Below are 18702 nucleotides of genomic sequence, written 5' to 3' on the forward strand. Positions count from 1 at the left end.
CGTAAAAGTGTATTTTGTAATTATTGCTTTTCTTTTAACGCGTCTATCTGCTGACAAAGCGCCTTAAAAATATCTTCTATTTCACCGATACCTTCTACAGCACAGTATTTACTCTGCCCAGCGTAATAATCGGCTACAGGGCGAGTTTTAGTGTTATATTCTTGCACACGCTTACGAATCAGTTCTTCGTTCTGATCGTCTGGGCGTCCGGAGGTCTGGCCACGAAGCAGCAAGCGCTTTGTTAGCTCCTCGTCGTCAACGCGCAACGCGATCATGCAGGAGATCTCAGTACCGTTATCTTGCAGCAATTTATCAAGCCCCTGCGCCTGTGGCACAGTGCGAGGGAAACCATCGAAGATAAAGCCTGCAGCATGTCTGTGCTCCTTCACTTTGTTCTCGATCATCCCGATCACTACTTCATCCGGCACCAGAATACCGTTGTCCATCAGCTTTTTAGCTTCCAGTCCAAGTTCAGTTCCCGCTGCAATTTCAGAGCGAAGTAAATCCCCGGTAGAAAGGTGGATTAGATTGTATTTATCTATAAGTTTTTGACTCTGGGTACCCTTTCCGGCGCCTGGAGGACCAAACAAAACGATGTTAAGCATATCTTCTAGCTAAATAAAAGACAAATGTAAGTATAATTATGATGAACTTTATTTTTTTTTGGTTGGCAGGTAGCTATAGAAACATCTCCATCTCAAAGCCCTGCTAACGGCACCTATACCCTAAAGGGTTACGATATGATCTTATAAATATCGCGCAGGTTCCGTCCGAGGCCATTATAGTCCAGGCCATAGCCCACTACAAAATCATTCGGAATGGTACGAGCTACATACTTTACATCCAGGGGGTGCTGCAGGCAATCCGGTTTCATCAGCAGCGTAGCCACCTCAACTGAGGCAGGGCCTTTTGCTTTAAGCTGGTCTAAAAGGCCGTGTACTGTATGGCCTGTGTCTACAATATCCTCCAGTACTACAACGTGCCTGTTATGCACATCCTCCGTTAGCCCAAGCACCTCTTTTACACTGCCTGTACTGGCCATGTCCTGGTAAGACGAAAGCCTGATAAAAGCTACTTCACACGGAATGTTCACACGCTTTAGCAGGTCAGCAGCAAACATAAATGACCCGTTTAACACTGCCAGGAAAAGAGGTTGCTTATGTGCATAATCCTGATCTATCTGCTCGGCCAGAATATTGATGCGGGCAATTATCTCTTCTTCGAAAATGTAGGAGCTAAATTCACAATCGTGCAGTTGAACGGTACGTGGATGCATGGGAAGTATGGTTGATATACAGACAAAGGTAAGTATAAAATAAAAAATAAGCCCAACGCGATGGTTGGGCTTATGCATTTTTCAGTTCAAATCTTTATTTCTGCAGCACAGCGGTACGAAGTGCAAACGTTTTTTCAGTATTGACCTGTATCTGAACAGCTTCTGGTGAAAGATGCTGCCCGTTCATGTTGATCTCATTTATTTCTAGTGGTGGTTCCGGGATAGCCGGTTCACGGTCTAAAGCAATATGCGGCGCTATTACCAGCGACACGATCGACATTAGTTTGATGAGAATGTTCATACTTGGCCCCGATGTGTCTTTGAAAGGATCGCCAACAGTATCACCGGTAACAGATGCTTTATGAGGCTCAGATCCTTTGTACTCCATCACGCCGTTAATCATTACCCCTTTCTCAAAAGACTTCTTTGCGTTGTCCCAGGCGCCACCTGCATTTGACTGGAACATTGCCATCAGTACCCCGGAAACAGTTACACCGGCAAGTACACCACCCAGTATCTCAGCAGAAGAAGTATCTGCAAATACTCCTCTAAAGCCAAACCCTATGATAAGCGGAACAATCAGGGCAATAGCGCCAGGCAGCATCATTTCGCGGATAGCTGCTTTCGTTGAAATAGCCACGCATTTTTCATACTCCGGCTGGCCAGTGCCTTCCATAATTCCCGGAATTTCACGGAACTGACGACGCACCTCATGCACCATGGCCATGGCTGCTCTACCTACGGCAGCAATAGCCAGGGCAGAGAATACGAATGGGATCATGGCACCAATAAACAAACCTGCCAGAACAGGAGCCTTGTAAAGGTCTATACTTGGGATACCAGCTATGCCAACAAAAGCGGCGAACAGCGCAAGTGAAGTAAGAGCAGCAGAGGCAATGGCAAAGCCTTTACCAGTTGCGGCCGTAGTATTACCCACGGCATCCAGAATGTCAGTACGACCACGTACTTCTTTAGGCAGTTCACTCATCTCGGCAATACCGCCGGCATTATCAGCAATAGGGCCAAAGGCATCAATGGCCAACTGCATGGCAGTAGTCGCCATCATACCTGCCGCGGCGATTGCCACACCGTATAAGCCGGCAGCTGTATAAGAAAGTACGATACCGGCAGCCAACACGATTATTGGCATAACAGTGGAGTGCATCCCTACTGCCAGACCTGCAATAATATTAGTGGCGTGCCCTGTAGAAGACTGCTGTACGATAGAATTAACAGGTTTTTTGCCCATGGCCGTATAGTACTCCGTGATGATACTCATCAACGCTCCTACCACTAAGCCAACAATAACAGCCATAAAAACCCCATTGTTTGTAAACTCAAAGTTGCGCAGTACCAGCGTTGCAGGCAACAACCAATGGATCACAAAGTATGCTGCAATGGCAGTCAGGATCACCGATATCCAGTTACCCCGGTTAAGTGCAGCCTGTACATCACCACCTTCGCTAACGCGTACAAACAGCATCCCTATTAAAGAGAAAACAATGCCCAGGCCGGCGATCAACATAGGAAGTATGATCGGGGAAAGCCCCCCGAAATTATCGACTGCGATCACCTCACGACCAAGCACCATGGTGGCCAGAATAGTGGCCACATAAGAGCCAAAAAGGTCGGCTCCCATACCTGCCACGTCACCCACGTTGTCACCTACGTTATCGGCAATTGTTGCGGGGTTACGCGGGTCATCTTCCGGGATGCCTGCCTCAACCTTACCTACCAGGTCAGCTCCAACGTCGGCAGCTTTAGTATAGATACCACCACCAACGCGCGCAAATAAGGCAATACTTTCAGCACCCAGCGAGAAACCCATCAGCACCTCAAGGGCGATTTCCATTTCTACGCTATTGGCAGAAGCACCCACGCTTTGCACAAAGAAATAATAAAAGCAGATGAACAGAGAGCCAAGACCCAGCACTGCCAGTCCGGCTACTCCCATACCCATCACGGAACCACCGGCAAAAGAAACCCGCAATGCTTTGGAGAGACTCGTACGTGCTGCCTCTGCTGTTCGCACATTGGCTTTGGTTGCAATACGCATACCCATAAAGCCGGCAAGCGATGAGAATACTGCGCCTATTATAAAGGCTCCTACAATCAGGGGATGAGATTTTTCGCCTGTAATACCCAGGTAGAACAAGAACACAGAGGCGATGATAACAAAGTAAGCGAGAACTTTATACTCGGCTTTCAAAAAGGCCATAGCGCCGTCGGCGATGTGGCGTGCAATGCTGCTCATGCGCTCGTTGCCAGCTGACTGCTTTGTTACCCAAGCCGACCTGATCCAGGTATAGACTAAGGCCGCCAGTCCAAATGCAGGAATTGCGTAAAGAATAGGTTCCATTCAGTTTGATTAAGGTTAGATAATATTCGAATATAGCTATTAAAGAAAAGAGTTTCTATAGAAATTTCCAAATGTTCCGCCTCCTTTCACAGCGCATCTTTTATCTCCTATCCACTTATTTGCTAATCACTTGCAGGCACACAGCCACCAATAATCCTTAAACACCCCAATAGACGTGTTTAAGGCAGTAAAAGCATATAAAAAGGCTGACTCTGTAAAAGTCAGCCTTGTATCTTAATCAGCATTAAACCTTCGCTAAAGCTTTTTCATCAGAGCCTCGTACAGTTGCACCATGCTCTTGATATCTTTTTTATGAACTATCTCATCAGGGGTATGCACATTATCTTCCGGGGCTCCTACAAAGCACCAGTCCCAGGGGTAAGCGCTGTGCTGCAACTCTTTTGCATCGCTTCCACCGGCCCCTTCCACTTCTAACTGGTAAGGCACACCGGATTCCTTCGCAATAGCAATGATCTTCTCTACGTAGGAGCGCCGTGGTATCAGGCTATCCCGCATAGAAATAGCAACCCCTTTGCCAGGCCTCACCCCCTCAGTTACCCAGGTAATATCAGACACTATGGCCTGTTTTACGCCATAATTCTCGTAGATATATTTGCATAGGTAGGCAACAGAACCTCCTCCATGCTCCTCCCAGCAACTAAAAGCAATAATGCCATTCTCCAGGGTTTCGGCAACTTTCAGGGCACTCCAGACTCCTAATCTATTATCAAGGTAGCAACTCTGCACGGTCTCTTCTGTCTCCCTGAAATCGCATTTAAAGACCAGTTCGGTGCCGCGCTCTATCTCACGTTCATAATCATACAACAGCTCCCCTTCCTCTTCATCATACTTCAGACTGCATTCAATTTCGCCCTGCGCGTCCTGCCCTACCAGTTTAAAGCCCTTCTCTGCTACAGGGCCTCCTATTTTAACCAGCTGCTTTCTGTATCGAACAGTAAAACCGATTGAATCCATGTGTGCAAAAATGGCAGCACGCGGCTCACCGAAAACCAGCAAAATGCACTCCTGAAATCCTTCACCGGATAATACGACTGGTTGTTTTTTCCACTGAACTTTATGCTCCTCAATATAGTTTAGCAGGAACTCTGAAAGGTTTCTCTCATTACCCGATGGGGCATGTATTTTGCAAAGCTGTTCTAAAAGTCTCATAGGTTATTTTCCATTTATGGAATTCAAATTTAATATAATTGTTGTACTTTTATTACTCAAGCCCTACCCAGAAGGCAACACAGCAAACCGGCATAGAAATATAAAATTTTAATGAAGAAGCTATTATTTACCATCTTCTCACTTAGTATATCAGCTATAACAGTAGCTCAGGCTCCTGTTGATACAACCGCTATGCGCCAGGTCACCATTGAGTCCATCGAAGTGTTGCCTGAAGCGGTAAAAGTGAAAGGTATGCTCCTGCTTAATAAAGAGGTACAGTATGAACTGGAAGGGGCTGTGGATAATATGTACAACTTTAAGTACGAGCGAGCTGAAAAGCAGTTCAAGTCGCTACGCCGCCGCTACCCGGAGCATCCGCTTCCATACTTTCTGATGGGTCTGAGCCAATGGTGGAAGATTGTGCCTACTAATATTCAAACCCTTAAATATGATGACCTTTTCTTTGCTTATATGGATACAACCATACAAAAGGCGGAGAAAATGTACGAGGATGATGAAAACATTGAGGCTGCTTTCTTCCTGGCTGCTGCCTATGGTTTTACAGGCCGTTTGCACTCTGAGCGCAGCAACTGGCGCAAAGCTACCATAGCAAGCAAAAACTCACTGGAGTACATGGAACGTGCCAAGGCCGGCAATGGTCTAAGTCCAGAGTTTTTATTCGGGGAGGCCTTGTTCAACTACTACGCTGTCTGGATACACGAAAATTATAAAATGTTGCGTCCTGTGCTGATGTTCTTCCCGGACGGAGATAAACGATTAGGTCTGAAGCAGCTGCGCTATGTGGCGAATACCGGATTCTATACGGGTACCGAGTCCAAGTTCTTCCTGATGAAGATCTATGCCAATGAGGAAGGCAACATGAATGAAGCACTTAAAATCTCTCAGGACTTAGCCTTGAAGTACCCTGACAATGCTTACTTCCAACGTTATTATGCCCGATTACTCTTTGTGCAAGGGCAGTTTACAAGAGCTGAACGCGTATCAGAAGACATCCTGACCAAGCTGGAGCAACAAATGCCTGGCTACGAAGCCGTGAGCGGAAGGTATGCCTCTTATATTCTGGCATATATCAACCAGAACAAATACCACGACTTTGACAAGGCCAAGAAATATTACCAGGATGCTATCATGTATGCTGAAATAAGCAATGAGCGTGATTCCGGCTACTTCATTAACTCCTACCTGAATTTAGCCCGTATTGCGAATCAGCAAAAAGACAAAGCTGCTGCCAAGCGGTATTATAGTCTTGTTTTACAGGCCAGTGAAAAGAAATCATCTCCTTACAAAGAAGCTAAGAAGTACCTGAAAGACAACAGAAAGAGTTAAGAGAACAAACTTATAAAAGTCTGCTCATGTGCCCGCATGGTATACTTTTCTGTTACCCAGGCACGCCCTGCTAGTCCTAAATCCGTCCTTAATGCTGTGTCTTGCAGCAATCGGCTTAGGCTTTCGTACCATTCGTGGTTAGTAGTACAGGTGTAACCTGTATCGCCATTTACCACAGCTTCTGTGTTAGCTCCTACTGCCGAAACAACAGCCGGAATGCCCAGAGCCATGTACTGAATTGCTTTAAAAGCACATTTCCCTTTCGCCCATTCAGTATCCGGCAAAGGCATTACCCCAATGTTGAACTGAAGCAGGTCCCTGACCTCAGTTTCAGGGTTCCATGGCACAAAGGAGAGAGAACGCAATTTCAGTTCAGGAACCTTATCAGCTATAACTACAAAATCAAACGCATATTTCTCTTCCAGTTGCTGCAATACAGGCTCAATGATTTTCAGGTAGGGTAATGTGGAATGAGAACCTATCCAGCCTATTACTGTCCTCGCTGTGTTCTGAGCTTTTAACTCGTTGTACCTGTTCACAATATCCAAAGTGCTGGGTAAGCAGACAACTTGTTTGTTAAAACGTGTTGCATATTCCTGCAGATACTTATTTCCTACACTCACTTTTTCACTCCACCTGCAAATTTCTGCTGTCTTGCTGTGCCACTTGTACTTTGCGGCAAGCCTATTTTCTGACGAAGTATTGTCCAGCCAGATAGCATCATCAAAATCAAACAGCAGTTTTTTGCCAAGAAGATTAGCTGCTATCCACTCAAACCATGGTGGACCAACGGGAGTGGCCTCGCGGTGAATATAAACATAATCGTAATCAGGCAACTGTAAGAGGAGTAGCAGCCTTTTTAAAAATCCCTTAATAACATGAAATAGCTTAGAAAGTGCATAGCCTTCTTTGTAAAGTAATGCCCATGCATCAGAACACCAGAATGGCTTCAGATCATAATCTACATTATGCTTTTGAAGAAGAGGCAGAAACTGTTCTACCCTAAACCGCTGAGAAGCGGCTTTGCCTAAAGGGTAGGGTACTACAAACAGCACTTTCACTCTTTTACCTCCTGCCCATTACCAAAAAAGTACTCGTAAGCCTCTTTAATCCTTTCCGGAGACCTGTATTTATGGGCAAGCTTTGGGATTTCCTGCCGATGTCCCGGGTCCTTCATGATCTCCATAATCCTCACTATTGCATGCTCTACACTGCCATTCTTATGCAGGTTAAATAAGGCCCCTCCCCCTTCCCGCTCAATTATTTCACTATCATCCCCTATTCCCTCTGTTAGCAGAACAGGCAAGCCGTTTGCCCAATATTCGCCTATCTTAATCGGGGATAAATATTTTTTTGAAGGCCCCGGTTTATAAGTTGCAAAAGCAAAATCAGCAGCTGATAGGTAAGCAGGTACTTCATGATGAGGAACAGACGCAATGTGTACTTTAGTTGTGTCAACACCTTGCTCCTGCAGGAGTTGCAGGATTTCTGCTTTAGGCTGTGGAGACAGAATGATCAATCTGAAGTTTGGGATAAGTTCGAAGCACTTCTTATAAATCTCAAATGCTTCCTCTTTGTAGTAAAGGTCGCCGAATTTGCCAACGTAGATGCCTATTGTAGCGCTTTGAAAATTTAAAGTTTGCCTAACTTTTATTCTTGCTTCATGATTAAAAGTAAACAATTCTAGCTCTACTCCATTTTGAACCCTTAATAACAATTTAGGATCTACATCTCCTTCGGAAATTAGCTTATCATATAAAGTATGCGAGACAGTTATTAAACCTGAAGCATTTAAAGCCTGTTGATTATCCCACCTATGCTGAAATAAATATCTTATATCAAAAAATTTCCACACTTTGGATTCAAGCATATAAAGTGCATGGGGCTCATAATAAGCTACATAAAAAGGTATTGCAGTCATACGATTAACTGCGAGGGCAAGACCTCCTGCTAATGAGCCAAAAGCGACGATTTTATCTACATGCTCTAACTTAGTAATTCTTTTTAAGTGGTAAAGAAATATTACAAAGTCACTGACTTTGTTCAATAAGTTAAGTGAAATGCTTTTACTCTTTAAACTTATATGAGTTACTTTTTTACCATCAGAAAGATTATTAAAAGGCTTACTATCTCTCTCAATTGTTACTAGTATAATATTACTAACATTACTAAGTTTTTTTAAAACCTTAACATGTGGTAACACAGCAGAAGTTGTTAATATATCATTCGTGCTCCAGTAACAGATAAGTAGAAGAGTTTGATTTGTGCTTACGAACACGCTTTTTGGTATATTTTTATCAGCTTTTGTAAATGTTTTTTGGGTTGATACGTTGAAGCCATTATTTTCCCATTCTCAGCCAAAGTATTTCTTAATTTATGATCATTCTTTATTTTTAGTATCTTCTCTATAAAATCATCTTCATTCTGTTGAGAAAAATAGACTTGTGTATTGCCTGAAACTTCTTTTAGCACCCTTAAATCAGGAACCACACATGGCAAACCCATTTTCATAGCTTCTACCATTGACAAACAGAAACCTTCATACCTACTTGACAAAACAAAAGCATCATATTCCCCAATTACTTCATAAATATTTGCAGTGCTACCCTTCAGTTCTACATTGGTAATATTTTGATTGAAAATTTTTTTTAATAACTGTTCATATTCAATTCCACTTCCATAAATATCCAAGTTAATATTTTGACTCTTAAGCTTTTGCAAACAGTTAATAAGGAAAGAGTGATTTTTTTGATATCTAAGATTCCCAACTGTAACTAATTTGAATTCTTTTGTTAAGTTAGTATGAATCTTATAATTCTTAGCGTAAAACTCATTGTCCAAGAAATTATATAGAACAGATGACGGTTTACTCACTTTTATATGTTTTATATAATCTAATCTTACTTCGTTTGAAACGAAAATAAAATAATTTGTAAGATGAGCAGTAAGAATTTCAGCGATTTTACTTAAAATATTTGGTTCGAAAGCATCTTTTGATATCAGGTTGTGCACACTCGATATTAGATACACATTATAAGGTTTTGCAATTCTTGCAACTAATGTTGGCCAAAAAAGATGAGAATGAATTATATTAACTTTACATTTTTTAGTAATCTTATTGAGTTTAAAAGCTACACTTAGAATATTAGATTTGCCTTTAAATTCTAAATAAAATATTTCAGAAACATTTGTTAATTCTTTGCTTAAAATATAAGGTTCACGAAGGATAACTACTATATTAATGTAGTGATTTGGAAGTGCATTAATATAATTTACAAAAAATTTTTCCGCACCTCCTCTATCAAGCGTCTCAATAACATGCAATACCGTAGTTTTCATAAAGCAATATACTCATGAATGAGAATAATATTCTTAAATGCAAAATATATTAGTAGTTGGCAATTACAACAGAGAAGACTTTGTAAACTTGTTCATAGCGTGTAATAGCTATTGCAAGCTCTACTTTTTAGAGTTCTCTTCACAAAAAGAAATTAATAATAAATACCATAGTCTGTTCGGTAAAGCTATATTCTGGGGAGATTACAAAGATGCATTCGAATTAATAGATAAAACCAAACCCTCTAAAATAGTTTTCTTCTTTATCGAGTCTTATCACCATGTAGCCTTAAGACTAGCATGTAAAGTTAGAAATTTAGAGACTTTCCTAATTGACCATGGCCTAAGAGACTTAAATATTAATATTAGGTTAGAACCTTTTCTTCTTCCACAAAAAGAAAGTATATATAATATATACTATAAAAGAGCAACACAATTTTATTCAAGGTTCAGGGCCAGACTATTTATAATAAATACAACCAAATTATTACCTGGCGAGGAGGCAGATTTTTTTAGAGCTTTTGTAAAGATCAGAAGAAGAAAAAGTTTTTGGGAAACTTATAAAATTATCCCTTCGCCGCTTCGAACTGCAGACTCTTATATTGCCTTTAGTCCCAAAACCTACGAAGTACATAGAATATTAGATTATTTACCTGCTGATCAGCAAGTACATTTCATCGGAATCCCAATCTTTGATCATTTAAGTTCTTTAGAGCCTGTTGTACTAGAAAAGAATATATTGTTCATCGATCAGGGTCTTGCAGAAAGAGGCATTTTTGGCTGGACACAAGCAAAGTATGATCAATTTATAAAGCAACTTGTAACCATTGCCGCTAAGTATGGCTTTAACTTGCATCTTAAACCACATCCACGACAAATACCTCCTTCTCATAACAATATCAGGCTAGTGAATGATGAGGACATGCTCCACCTTATTCCTAAAACTCCCATTGTTTTAGGGTTTGCTTCAACTTATTTACTGCCTCTAATTGCACAACAACATACTACAGTTATAACACTGGAGAACCACCCCATTGGCAAACTGAACGTTTCAAAATCCTTTATAGACGTTGGCGTTGCACATCCTGTTTATGATCTGGAAGAATTGCATACTCTTCTACCCAACATTGATGAGTTGCACCAAAAACAGCTGCCCAATAAGGCTAAGTTCACGGAAGAATGGATGTATAAGTTTGACGGGAAGGCCGGGGAAAGGCTGCGGGATATTTTACTAAGCGACGAGGTATAAAACAGAAGAGGCTGCATGTGCAGCCTCTTCTGTTTTATACTAAGCTTCCTGCTCGGCAGGTAGTATGATTTTCTCTTTGAAGTACTCCAGCGTACGCTTTAAGCCCTCTGCACGGTCTACTTTCGGCTCCCAACCCAATATCTCCTGGGCTTTGGTGATATCCGGCTGACGTTGCTGCGGGTCATCTTTTGGAAGTGGCTGGTACTCCACCTTCAGCTCAGCGCCTGTCAGCCTGCAAATCTCTTCGGCAAACTCCTTAATGGTGATCTCTGATGGGTTACCCACGTTCACCGGCATGTGATAGTCGCTCAGCAGCAGGCGGTAAATACCCTCCACTAAATCGTCTACATAGCAGAAGGAGCGCGTCTGGCTGCCATCCCCGAAAATGCTTAGCGGCTCGCCTCGCAGGGCCTGGCTTAGGAAAGCAGGCAACACTCGTCCATCGTTCAGGCGCATGCGCGGGCCATAAGTGTTGAAGATACGCACAATACGTGTCTCCAGGCCGTGGTGCATGTGGTAAGCCATGGTCATGGCTTCCTGAAAGCGCTTGGCTTCGTCGTAGCAACCTCTCGGGCCCACCGGATTCACATTACCCCAGTAATCCTCTTGCTGTGGGTGCACCAGTGGGTCACCGTAAACTTCCGAAGTGGAGGCGATGAGCATCCGGGCATTCTTCGCTTTAGCCAACCCAAGCAGGTTATGCGTGCCCAAAGAGCCCACCTTCAGCGTCTGAATCGGTATCTTAAGGTAATCGATCGGGCTTGCCGGCGAGGCGAAATGGAGGATATAATCCAGTTCGCCCGGTACGTGTACAAACTTGGACACATCGTGGTGGTAAAACTCGAAGTGCTCCAACTTGAACAGGTGTTCAATATTCTCCAGGCTGCCCGTGATCAGGTTATCCATGGCAATTACATGGTAACCTTCTTTTATAAATCTATCACATAGATGTGAGCCAAGAAACCCTGCCCCACCTGTAATGAGTACTTTTTTCATTGTCATTTATACAATCTCCTTTTCCTGCTGAACCTGTTGCTTTATACCGATTCCGTAGTAGGTAAAGCCTTTCTCACGCATGTCTGCGGCCTCATAGATGTTTCTACCATCAAAGACCACTTTATCTTTCATTAGCTTGCTTACCACGTTAAAGTTAGGGGAGCGGAACTCCGGCCATTCTGTAACCAGTAGCAGCGCATCTGCGTCGATCAGTGCCTCGTACTCATCTTTGCCGTACTCGATGGTGTCTCCAAGTGTGTGTCTGGCCTCTTTCATGGCCACCGGATCATAGGCACGCACCTTAGCACCCCGCGCCAGCAGCTTCTCTATGATCACCAGCGAAGGAGCCTCCCGCATATCGTCAGTCTTCGGTTTAAAAGAAAGCCCCCATATAGCGAAAGTCTTACCGGTAAGGTCCCCGTTAAAGTGCTTCTCTATTTTATTGAACAGCACTGACTTCTGGTTCTCATTTACCTGCTCAACAGATTTAAGCACCTTCATCTCGTAGCCGTTGTCCTCGGCTGTTTTGATCAGCGCCTTTACGTCTTTCGGGAAGCACGAGCCACCGTAGCCGATACCCGGGTAAATAAACTTGTTGCCAATGCGGGCGTCAGAGCCTATGCCTTTGCGCACCATGTTCACATCAGCCCCCATGATCTCGCACAGGTTGGCGATATCATTCATGAAGCTGATCTTGGTGGCCAGCATAGAATTGGCTGCATACTTAGTCATTTCTGCAGAAGGGATATCCATGAAGATCAGCGGATGGCCGTTCATCAGGAATGGCTTGTAGAGCTTTTTCATTACTTTCTCAGCCTTCTCAGAGGATACTCCCACTACAATGCGGTCAGGCTTCAGGAAGTCATCAATGGCAGCTCCCTCTTTCAGGAATTCGGGGTTAGAGGCCACATCAAAGGCGATGTCGACTCCCCTGGCTTCCAGCTCCTGCTCAATGGCCTGGCGTACCTTCTGCGCTGTGCCAACCGGTACCGTGCTCTTAGTTACCACTACCATGTAGTCGTTCATGTTCTGGCCAATGCTTCTTGCCACTGCCAGTACGTGCTTCAGGTCCGCTGAGCCATCCTCACCCGGAGGCGTGCCCACAGCGATGAAGGCGGCCTCGCAGCCGCAGCTATTTATAACCGAGGCCAGGTCGTTAGAGAAGGTAAGGCGTTCTTTTTGCGCATTGCGTGCCACCATCTCATCCAAACCCGGCTCATAGATCGGCAGGATGCCGTTCTTCAGGTTTTCTATTTTTTTATCATCAATATCTATGCAGGTCACATCGATCCCCACCTCCGCAAAGCAGGTTCCTGTCACCAGGCCCACATATCCCGTACCAACTACAGCTATTCTCATAGGTTAAACTTTTGGGTAAGACTACAAATTTATGTTTTTATCTTAATATCACTTAATACTAGCCGGTAAAGATTATTACTCAGCCATATATTTCTTCCACCAATACTGAAATACAAGTATACTCCATATTTGTAAATATGCTGTGGCACTGCTACCATTCAGCAAATCATTGCGCAACTTCCTAACCTGTTGCATTTCAAAAACACCCTGCCTTAGTATAAAGTCATCAGCCAGCAGATCATTTACTAAATCCTTTGCCTGTACTCTTAATAAACTATTCAGCGGAACTTCAAATCCCTGTTTCCCTCTTTTAGTTAGTTCTGGAGGCAACACACTATTAAAAGTATCGAGCAATATGCGTTTTCGCTTTACTCCCTCTATCTTGGAAACATCAGGTAGCGAAAAAGCAAACTTAACGACCCGATGATCTAGAAAAGGACTTCTGATCTCCAAGCCGTTCGCCATGCCCATCAGGTCTATTTTTGGCAACATATCATTTGCCAGCACTAGATTCCAATCGGCACAAAGTACGCTATTAATACTATATGGTTTTTTATCCAAGCAATCAAGCAAGCGGCTTTTACGTGCAAAGTATAACCTGTTGGCTGCTGCACTTCGGTTTTCGGGCTTCAGTAGCATGAGTGCTTCTGTTTCCTTTTGCCAGGTAGCCCAAAACCAATAACGATCCCGTATCGGCAGGTTTGCTCCTTCAGCAAAGCGCTGTAGTTGTCTTACCTTGTTTGCAGTAAAAGAGTTTCTTGATTTTGGCAGAACATCCCATAAAAATTTAAGTTGTTTAACTGCACTTGCACTGCCCCCGCCTGCTAATACCTTATATTCAGCGAGATGCTTATTATAACCGCCAAAAAGCTCATCGGCACCATCCCCTGATAACGCTGCCTTCAGCTCCTGCCCAACATGTTTACTTAAAGCATAAACGGCAAGTGCGGACGAGTCAGCAAAGGGTTCACTGAAATGATCGAGCGTACTAAACAAATTATCGTATAACTCCTGCCCTGTTAACAGCACCTCGGTGTGTTTGGTATTGTATTTCCGTGCCACTAACCGGGCATATTGGGTTTCATCGTAATAAGGCTGCTCCGGAAACCCCACAGAAAAAGTTTTCAGGCCTTCAACCTGCTTCGAGGCAAGGGCAACTACTACCGAGGAATCTATTCCGCCACTTAAAAAAGCTCCAACAGGCACATCAGCAACAAGCCTGTCTGATACAGCCTGTTCCATAAGTTGCCTCAGTTTTGCCTGTTGTTGTTTATACGTTAGTAAATTATGTGATGCCTTTTCAGGGTCAAAAGGTAGCCGATACCACATGCTATTGTGCACCTTGCCATTCTTGATCAGGAGGGAATGGCCAGGCAGCAGTTTTTTTACTCCTTTGATCATACTGGCAGGGGCCGGCACGTAAGTGAGCTGCAGGTACTGATACAATGAAGTATAATCAAGTTCACGTGGAACCCCAAGCTCGAACAAGGCACCAAGTTCTGAACCGAACATAAACCTGTCGGCATCTTTGTAGTAGAGGAGCGGTTTCTCACCGGATCTGTCTCGGGCCAGGAATAGGCTTTGCTGCTGAGAATCATAAATTGCCAATGCAAAGAACCCGCGCAGTTTTTTCAGAAACTCCTGCCCTTCACGCTTATACAACTGCAAAACCACCTCCGTGTCAGAGGACGTAGTAAACTGCACACCTTTTACCTGAAGTTCTTCCCGCAGCTTTTGATAATTAAATATTTCTCCGTTCAGCACAATGGTGCAACACCCCTGAGGGTCTGTAAAAGGCTGATCCGCATTGGGTGAAGGGGCAATAATGGAAAGTCGGCGGTGGGCAAGGCCGATGGGCCCATGCAAAAACAGGCCAGCCGCATCAGGCCCGCGGTGCTGTAAGGCTCCGGAAGCTGCCTGCAACTGCTGCTGCATAACTTTTCCACTCTCCGAGAAAGCAAATACTCCTGTTAATCCACACATAACTACTTGTAAAGTTAAGCTTTCTGTTTTACTGTTGGCATATTACCAGGATACCGCCCCTAAATTTTGACGTAGGACTAGCCGCATTTTAAGTAAATTAAACAACCTCTGCCCCCTTTCAAAGTATATTTAAAACAGACACACCCTAATTCCTATGAAACCAGAATGGTTGGATACGAAGGAGTATCCTTTTAAATCGCACTATCTACAGTTGGAAGCTGGTAAAATGCATTACATTGACGAAGGCAAAGGAGCCCCGATTGTAATGATACATGGTACCCCCGCCTGGTCTTTCGTGTACCGAAATCTGATAAAGATCCTCCGCAAAAAATACCGGTGCATTGCCATGGACATGATAGGTTTCGGTCTATCGGATAAGCCCGATAACTTTAGCTACAAGCCCCGGGCTCATGCAGCTAACTTTGAGAAACTAATGGAGCACTTGCAGCTAAAGGATATTACCCTGTTGGTGCATGATTTTGGAACTCCAATTGGCCTTGCGTACGCTATTAAATACCCGGAGAACGTACAGCGCATCGCCATGATCAACTCCTGGACATGGTCCTTGTCAAAGCACCAGACCTTTACCAAAACCAGCAAATACCTGGTAGGTCCTTTAGGCAAATTCCTGCACTCCAAGCTCAATGTATCTGCTCACACGCTGGTTAACGAGTTGTTCGGGAACGAGGACAAGGTGCCAGAGCCCATTAAGGAGCATTATGTAAAGGCTTTAGGAAACCCTAACCAGCGCGTTAGAAAGCTAGCTTGTGCACGCGAACTTGTGGGTGTAACCAAATGGTATGAGGAATTGTGGCAACAACGAAAAAAGATACAGGATATCCCGACACTTATACTTTGGGGAGAACGAGATAAACTGATTAAGATAGAAGCACTTCAACGCTGGAAAAAATTCTTCCATGAAAGCTACGTTATTCATTTTGAAGATGGCGGGCATTTCCTGCAGGAGGATAACGCTGAGGAAGTAGCAAACTATGTAAGCAATTTTGTGAAGGAAGAGCAGAAAAAACGCCACTTAGTAGATCAACATTAATTATTAACCTTAAACACATTAACAATCCGCTTTATTATGAAAACAGAAAAGGCCAAAGAAGAGGCAATATTACGAGCCTACCAAACTACTGAAGAAGCGAACCAGACCCAGGAAGAGCTTTTACACATGAAGGAACAAGCAAAACTATCTTCAGACAAGTCGCAGTTGAATGAATCGCCAACAAATGTAATGCGGTCATGGCAACACCTCAGGAACCTGGATCAGGACCTGGCAGAAAAAAAATATAGCGACCTGCCCGAAGATGCTCAAAAACCCAAGAAAGAAAAAGAATAAGCAAGTATATGAGTAAACCTTTAAGTGAAAATAACCCACCTTATAGAACAGGCGCTGTGGCAATACGCGCCTGTTTTTGCTTTAAAATATTTTACCCGGATTCAATATGCCATTTGGGTCGAAGAGCTGTTTAATTCCCCGCATTAACTTCAGCTGCACTTCATTTAAGGCAATGTTAATATAAGGCTTTTGAACCAGGCCTATACCATGCTCCCCAGATATGGTTCCGCCAAGACCAACACAAAGCCTGAAGATCTCCCTTATACCTTCCGGAAGTTTGTACTTCCAGTCTTCATCGCTCATATCACCCTTCACAATGTTTATGTGCAGATTGCCATCGCCAGCATGCCCATAACAAACTGATTTGAAATTATACTTCTCGCCAATTTCCTTTACTCCCTTCAAAAGCTTCGGCAACTCGGCCCGCGGCACTACAGTATCCTCCTCTTTATACACGGAGTTACTTTTGACAGCATGCCCTACGTTACGCCGCAAGTGCCATAGTTCAGCTTTTTGTTTTTCACTATCCGCTACCAGAATCTCACCCACATCATAAGTTTCAAGCACTTCATATACCTGCTCTGCATCCTTGAACAACAGCTCCATGTCTTTGCCATCCATTTCTATTAACAGATGTGCCTTTATATCTTCAGGTAAGTTCAGGTTGAGGTTCAGGTATCTGCTGGTCCACTCTATAGCGTCCCGTTCCATAAATTCTAAAGCCGATGGCACTATGCCAGCTCTAAATATATGAGATACAGCAGCACAGGCCTCTTCCTCATCTCGGAACGGCACAAGCATTACCAGCGTCTGGCCAGGGTAAGGTATCAGCTTGAAAACGATCTTTGTAATCACTCCCAGAGTCCCTTCGCTGCCTATCATTAACTGCGTCAGGTTATACCCGGTGGCATTTTTAAGCACATTTGCACCTGTCCAGGTAATTTCACCGGTAGGCAGCACCATCTCAATATTTAAAACATAATCTTTTGTAACGCCATACTTTACAGCCCTGGGGCCTCCACTGGACTCACTCAGGTTGCCTCCTAAAAAGCTGCTCCCCCTGCTTGATGGGTCAGGCGGGTAAAAAAGTCCTTTGGCGATAACTGCTTCCTGAAAGACCTGGGTAATTACTCCCGGCTCCACGGTAGCCTGCAGGTTACGCTCATCAATCTGAATAATTGCATTGAGGCGTTCAGTAGAAAGCACTACCCCTTTATGCACAGCAAGCGCGCCGCCACTCAGGCCAGTACCCGCACCTCGTGGTGTTACAGGAATAAAATTTTGATGGCAGTACTGTAAAATACGGCTTATCTCTTCCGCGTTAGCTGGTTTAAGGACTATCTCAGGTTCATAGCGCAGGTCTTCGGTTTCATCGTGCGAATAGCGCAGCATCTCATCAGAAGCTGCGGGTAGAAGCACATACGCTGAACCAACAATGGCAGTGAGCTCCTCTATAACCTGGGGTGTAACTGAGTTAAATTTCATTTTTAAAAAGGAGAGCTAATGTGTAAATTAGCAAGTAGATATATTTTAATACCCTTACTTTTCTAAATTACGCTTTGAAAACACATTTTACTACTTCCGCCTTATTTATCTTTTTCCTGCTTGTAATGGCCTCCTGCCAGTCATCTCAACCAGTTTTCAGCAAATATGGCGAAGAGTACAAAACTGCCAGAGAAATTGCCGAGGCGAAGCGGCAGGAACGCAAAGCCAAACGCCTGGCCCGCAGAAACGGGGAAAGTCAGAACACTATTGCTTCGAAGGGTAAAAAGCACCGTGTTCCCCGCAACCTGGACAAGCAGGTAGAGTTAGTCGTAAAGGCTGCACGGTCTTATACGGGCACACCCTATAGGTGGGGAGGCACAACGCGAGCAGGGATGGACTGCTCAGGCTTACTTTGCACTTCCTTTCAAAGCATTGATGTCATTTTACCCCGTACATCTAACGAGCAAAGCAGGTATGGCAGCGAAGTAAAACTCAAAAACATCAAAGAAGGTGATTTAGTTTTCTTTGGGGCAAACAGAAACAGCAACGACATAACCCATGTAGGCATGGTAACGGAAGTGATCAGCGATAAAGAGATCCGTTTTATTCATGCCTCTACTTCATTGGGCGTAATAGAGAATAATTTATACTCTGATTATTACCAACGTATTTTCATAAAAGCCGTAAGACCCCACAATTTCTTAGGCAGTACTACATATTCTTTAGCCGATTAAGGAACTTCTATATTTAACATATTCCTAACATTAATTACCTATAACATACGTACTTAAAAGCTA

At 43.8% G+C, this 18702-nt stretch carries 16 protein-coding genes; 5 read left to right on the forward strand and 11 right to left on the reverse strand.

Going from position 1 to position 18702, the window contains the following annotated elements; translation table 11 throughout:
• Positions 1-20: 20 nt before the first annotated feature.
• The 4 genes from ACSX1A_RS13690 to ACSX1A_RS13705 all read right to left on the reverse strand — a co-directional run bounded on the left by ACSX1A_RS13690 (position 21) and on the right by ACSX1A_RS13705 (position 4805).
• Entirely contained in the window at positions 21-605 is a 585-nt protein-coding gene (locus ACSX1A_RS13690; RefSeq protein ID WP_439880205.1) for an adenylate kinase, read from the reverse strand.
• A 128-nt stretch (positions 606-733) separates the two neighbouring features.
• Positions 734-1276: a hypoxanthine phosphoribosyltransferase gene (gene hpt / locus ACSX1A_RS13695; RefSeq protein ID WP_439880206.1), complete on the reverse strand. Its 543-nt coding sequence runs from the start codon at positions 1274-1276 to the stop codon at positions 734-736.
• 94 nt (positions 1277-1370) lie between these two features.
• On the reverse strand, positions 1371-3635 hold the full coding sequence (locus ACSX1A_RS13700; protein WP_439880207.1) for a sodium-translocating pyrophosphatase: 2265 nt from the start codon (positions 3633-3635) through the stop codon (positions 1371-1373).
• Positions 3636-3890: 255 nt separating this feature from the next.
• Positions 3891-4805: a M20/M25/M40 family metallo-hydrolase gene (locus ACSX1A_RS13705; protein WP_439880208.1), complete on the reverse strand. Its 915-nt coding sequence runs from the start codon at positions 4803-4805 to the stop codon at positions 3891-3893.
• 111 nt (positions 4806-4916) lie between these two features.
• On the opposite strand from ACSX1A_RS13705, the gene ACSX1A_RS13710 reads away from it, so the two are divergent.
• The gene (locus ACSX1A_RS13710; RefSeq protein ID WP_439880209.1) at positions 4917-6152 is read left to right on the forward strand and encodes a tetratricopeptide repeat protein; all 1236 of its coding nucleotides are present in this window, start codon (positions 4917-4919) and stop codon (positions 6150-6152) included.
• Here ACSX1A_RS13710 and ACSX1A_RS13715 read toward each other — a convergent pair.
• The 3 genes from ACSX1A_RS13715 to ACSX1A_RS13725 all read right to left on the reverse strand — a co-directional run bounded on the left by ACSX1A_RS13715 (position 6149) and on the right by ACSX1A_RS13725 (position 9491).
• Positions 6149-7213: a glycosyltransferase family 4 protein gene (locus ACSX1A_RS13715; RefSeq protein ID WP_439880210.1), complete on the reverse strand. Its 1065-nt coding sequence runs from the start codon at positions 7211-7213 to the stop codon at positions 6149-6151. The two genes, ACSX1A_RS13710 and ACSX1A_RS13715, sit on opposite strands and share 4 nt — an antisense overlap.
• Positions 7210-8355: a glycosyltransferase gene (locus ACSX1A_RS13720; protein WP_439880211.1), complete on the reverse strand. Its 1146-nt coding sequence runs from the start codon at positions 8353-8355 to the stop codon at positions 7210-7212. Before ACSX1A_RS13720 ends, ACSX1A_RS13715 begins: the two co-directional genes overlap by 4 nt.
• Positions 8356-8420: 65 nt before the next feature.
• Positions 8421-9491 carry a glycosyltransferase gene (locus ACSX1A_RS13725; RefSeq protein WP_439880212.1) on the reverse strand — a complete coding sequence of 357 codons (1071 nt, stop codon included), beginning with the start codon at positions 9489-9491 and terminating at the stop codon, positions 8421-8423.
• A gap of 37 nt (positions 9492-9528) precedes the next feature.
• Here ACSX1A_RS13725 and ACSX1A_RS13730 point away from each other — a divergent pair, with 37 nt between their 5' ends.
• A complete protein-coding gene (locus ACSX1A_RS13730) occupies positions 9529-10737 on the forward strand; it encodes a polysialyltransferase family glycosyltransferase (RefSeq protein WP_439880213.1) in 1209 nt (402 codons plus the stop codon).
• A gap of 39 nt (positions 10738-10776) precedes the next feature.
• Here ACSX1A_RS13730 and ACSX1A_RS13735 read toward each other — a convergent pair whose 3' ends face one another.
• The 3 genes from ACSX1A_RS13735 to asnB form a co-directional block, all read right to left on the reverse strand.
• Positions 10777-11733, reverse strand: coding sequence for a UDP-glucuronic acid decarboxylase family protein (locus ACSX1A_RS13735; protein WP_439880214.1), 957 nt, complete (start codon positions 11731-11733; stop codon positions 10777-10779).
• A 6-nt stretch (positions 11734-11739) separates the two neighbouring features.
• Complete coding sequence (locus ACSX1A_RS13740) at positions 11740-13092, reverse strand: UDP-glucose dehydrogenase family protein (protein ID WP_439880215.1); 1353 nt, start codon at positions 13090-13092, stop codon at positions 11740-11742.
• A gap of 75 nt (positions 13093-13167) precedes the next feature.
• Positions 13168-15075 (reverse strand): asparagine synthase (glutamine-hydrolyzing), encoded by a 1908-nt coding sequence (asnB, locus tag ACSX1A_RS13745; RefSeq protein ID WP_439880216.1) that lies wholly within the window; start codon positions 15073-15075, stop codon positions 13168-13170.
• A gap of 154 nt (positions 15076-15229) precedes the next feature.
• Between asnB and ACSX1A_RS13750 the strand changes: the two genes are divergently transcribed.
• Both ACSX1A_RS13750 and ACSX1A_RS13755 read left to right on the forward strand, forming a co-directional pair.
• Positions 15230-16126, forward strand: a complete 897-nt coding sequence (locus ACSX1A_RS13750) for an alpha/beta fold hydrolase (RefSeq protein ID WP_439880217.1) — start codon at positions 15230-15232, stop codon at positions 16124-16126.
• A gap of 36 nt (positions 16127-16162) precedes the next feature.
• The gene (locus ACSX1A_RS13755) at positions 16163-16420 is read left to right on the forward strand and encodes a hypothetical protein (RefSeq protein ID WP_439880218.1); all 258 of its coding nucleotides are present in this window, start codon (positions 16163-16165) and stop codon (positions 16418-16420) included.
• A gap of 81 nt (positions 16421-16501) precedes the next feature.
• Here ACSX1A_RS13755 and ACSX1A_RS13760 read toward each other — a convergent pair whose 3' ends face one another.
• Positions 16502-17905, reverse strand: coding sequence for an FAD-binding oxidoreductase (locus ACSX1A_RS13760; RefSeq protein WP_439880219.1), 1404 nt, complete (start codon positions 17903-17905; stop codon positions 16502-16504).
• 74 nt (positions 17906-17979) lie between these two features.
• Between ACSX1A_RS13760 and ACSX1A_RS13765 the strand changes: the two genes are divergently transcribed.
• Positions 17980-18639: a C40 family peptidase gene (locus tag ACSX1A_RS13765; RefSeq protein WP_439880220.1), complete on the forward strand. Its 660-nt coding sequence runs from the start codon at positions 17980-17982 to the stop codon at positions 18637-18639.
• Positions 18640-18702 lie beyond the last annotated feature (63 nt).

This window comes from Pontibacter sp. MBLB2868, assembly GCF_051904785.1.
In the GTDB taxonomy this organism is placed as follows: Bacteria; Bacteroidota; Bacteroidia; order Cytophagales; family Hymenobacteraceae; genus Pontibacter.

Bases quoted from the DNA above. Each gene is read 5' to 3' on its own strand.
- ACSX1A_RS13690 (WP_439880205.1), bottom strand. From the start codon at position 605: ATGCTTAACATCGTTTTGTTTGGTCCTCCAGGCGCCGGAAAGGGTACC.
- hpt (WP_439880206.1), bottom strand. From the start codon at position 1,276: ATGCATCCACGTACCGTTCAACTGCACGATTGTGAATTTAGCTCCTAC.
- ACSX1A_RS13700 (WP_439880207.1), bottom strand. From the start codon at position 3,635: ATGGAACCTATTCTTTACGCAATTCCTGCATTTGGACTGGCGGCCTTA.
- ACSX1A_RS13705 (WP_439880208.1), bottom strand. From the start codon at position 4,805: ATGAGACTTTTAGAACAGCTTTGCAAAATACATGCCCCATCGGGTAAT.
- ACSX1A_RS13710 (WP_439880209.1), top strand. From the start codon at position 4,917: ATGAAGAAGCTATTATTTACCATCTTCTCACTTAGTATATCAGCTATA.
- ACSX1A_RS13725 (WP_439880212.1), bottom strand. From the start codon at position 9,491: ATGAAAACTACGGTATTGCATGTTATTGAGACGCTTGATAGAGGAGGT.
- ACSX1A_RS13730 (WP_439880213.1), top strand. From the start codon at position 9,529: ATGCAAAATATATTAGTAGTTGGCAATTACAACAGAGAAGACTTTGTA.
- ACSX1A_RS13735 (WP_439880214.1), bottom strand. From the start codon at position 11,733: ATGAAAAAAGTACTCATTACAGGTGGGGCAGGGTTTCTTGGCTCACAT.
- ACSX1A_RS13740 (WP_439880215.1), bottom strand. From the start codon at position 13,092: ATGAGAATAGCTGTAGTTGGTACGGGATATGTGGGCCTGGTGACAGGA.
- asnB (WP_439880216.1), bottom strand. From the start codon at position 15,075: ATGTGTGGATTAACAGGAGTATTTGCTTTCTCGGAGAGTGGAAAAGTT.
- ACSX1A_RS13750 (WP_439880217.1), top strand. From the start codon at position 15,230: ATGAAACCAGAATGGTTGGATACGAAGGAGTATCCTTTTAAATCGCAC.
- ACSX1A_RS13755 (WP_439880218.1), top strand. From the start codon at position 16,163: ATGAAAACAGAAAAGGCCAAAGAAGAGGCAATATTACGAGCCTACCAA.
- ACSX1A_RS13760 (WP_439880219.1), bottom strand. From the start codon at position 17,905: ATGAAATTTAACTCAGTTACACCCCAGGTTATAGAGGAGCTCACTGCC.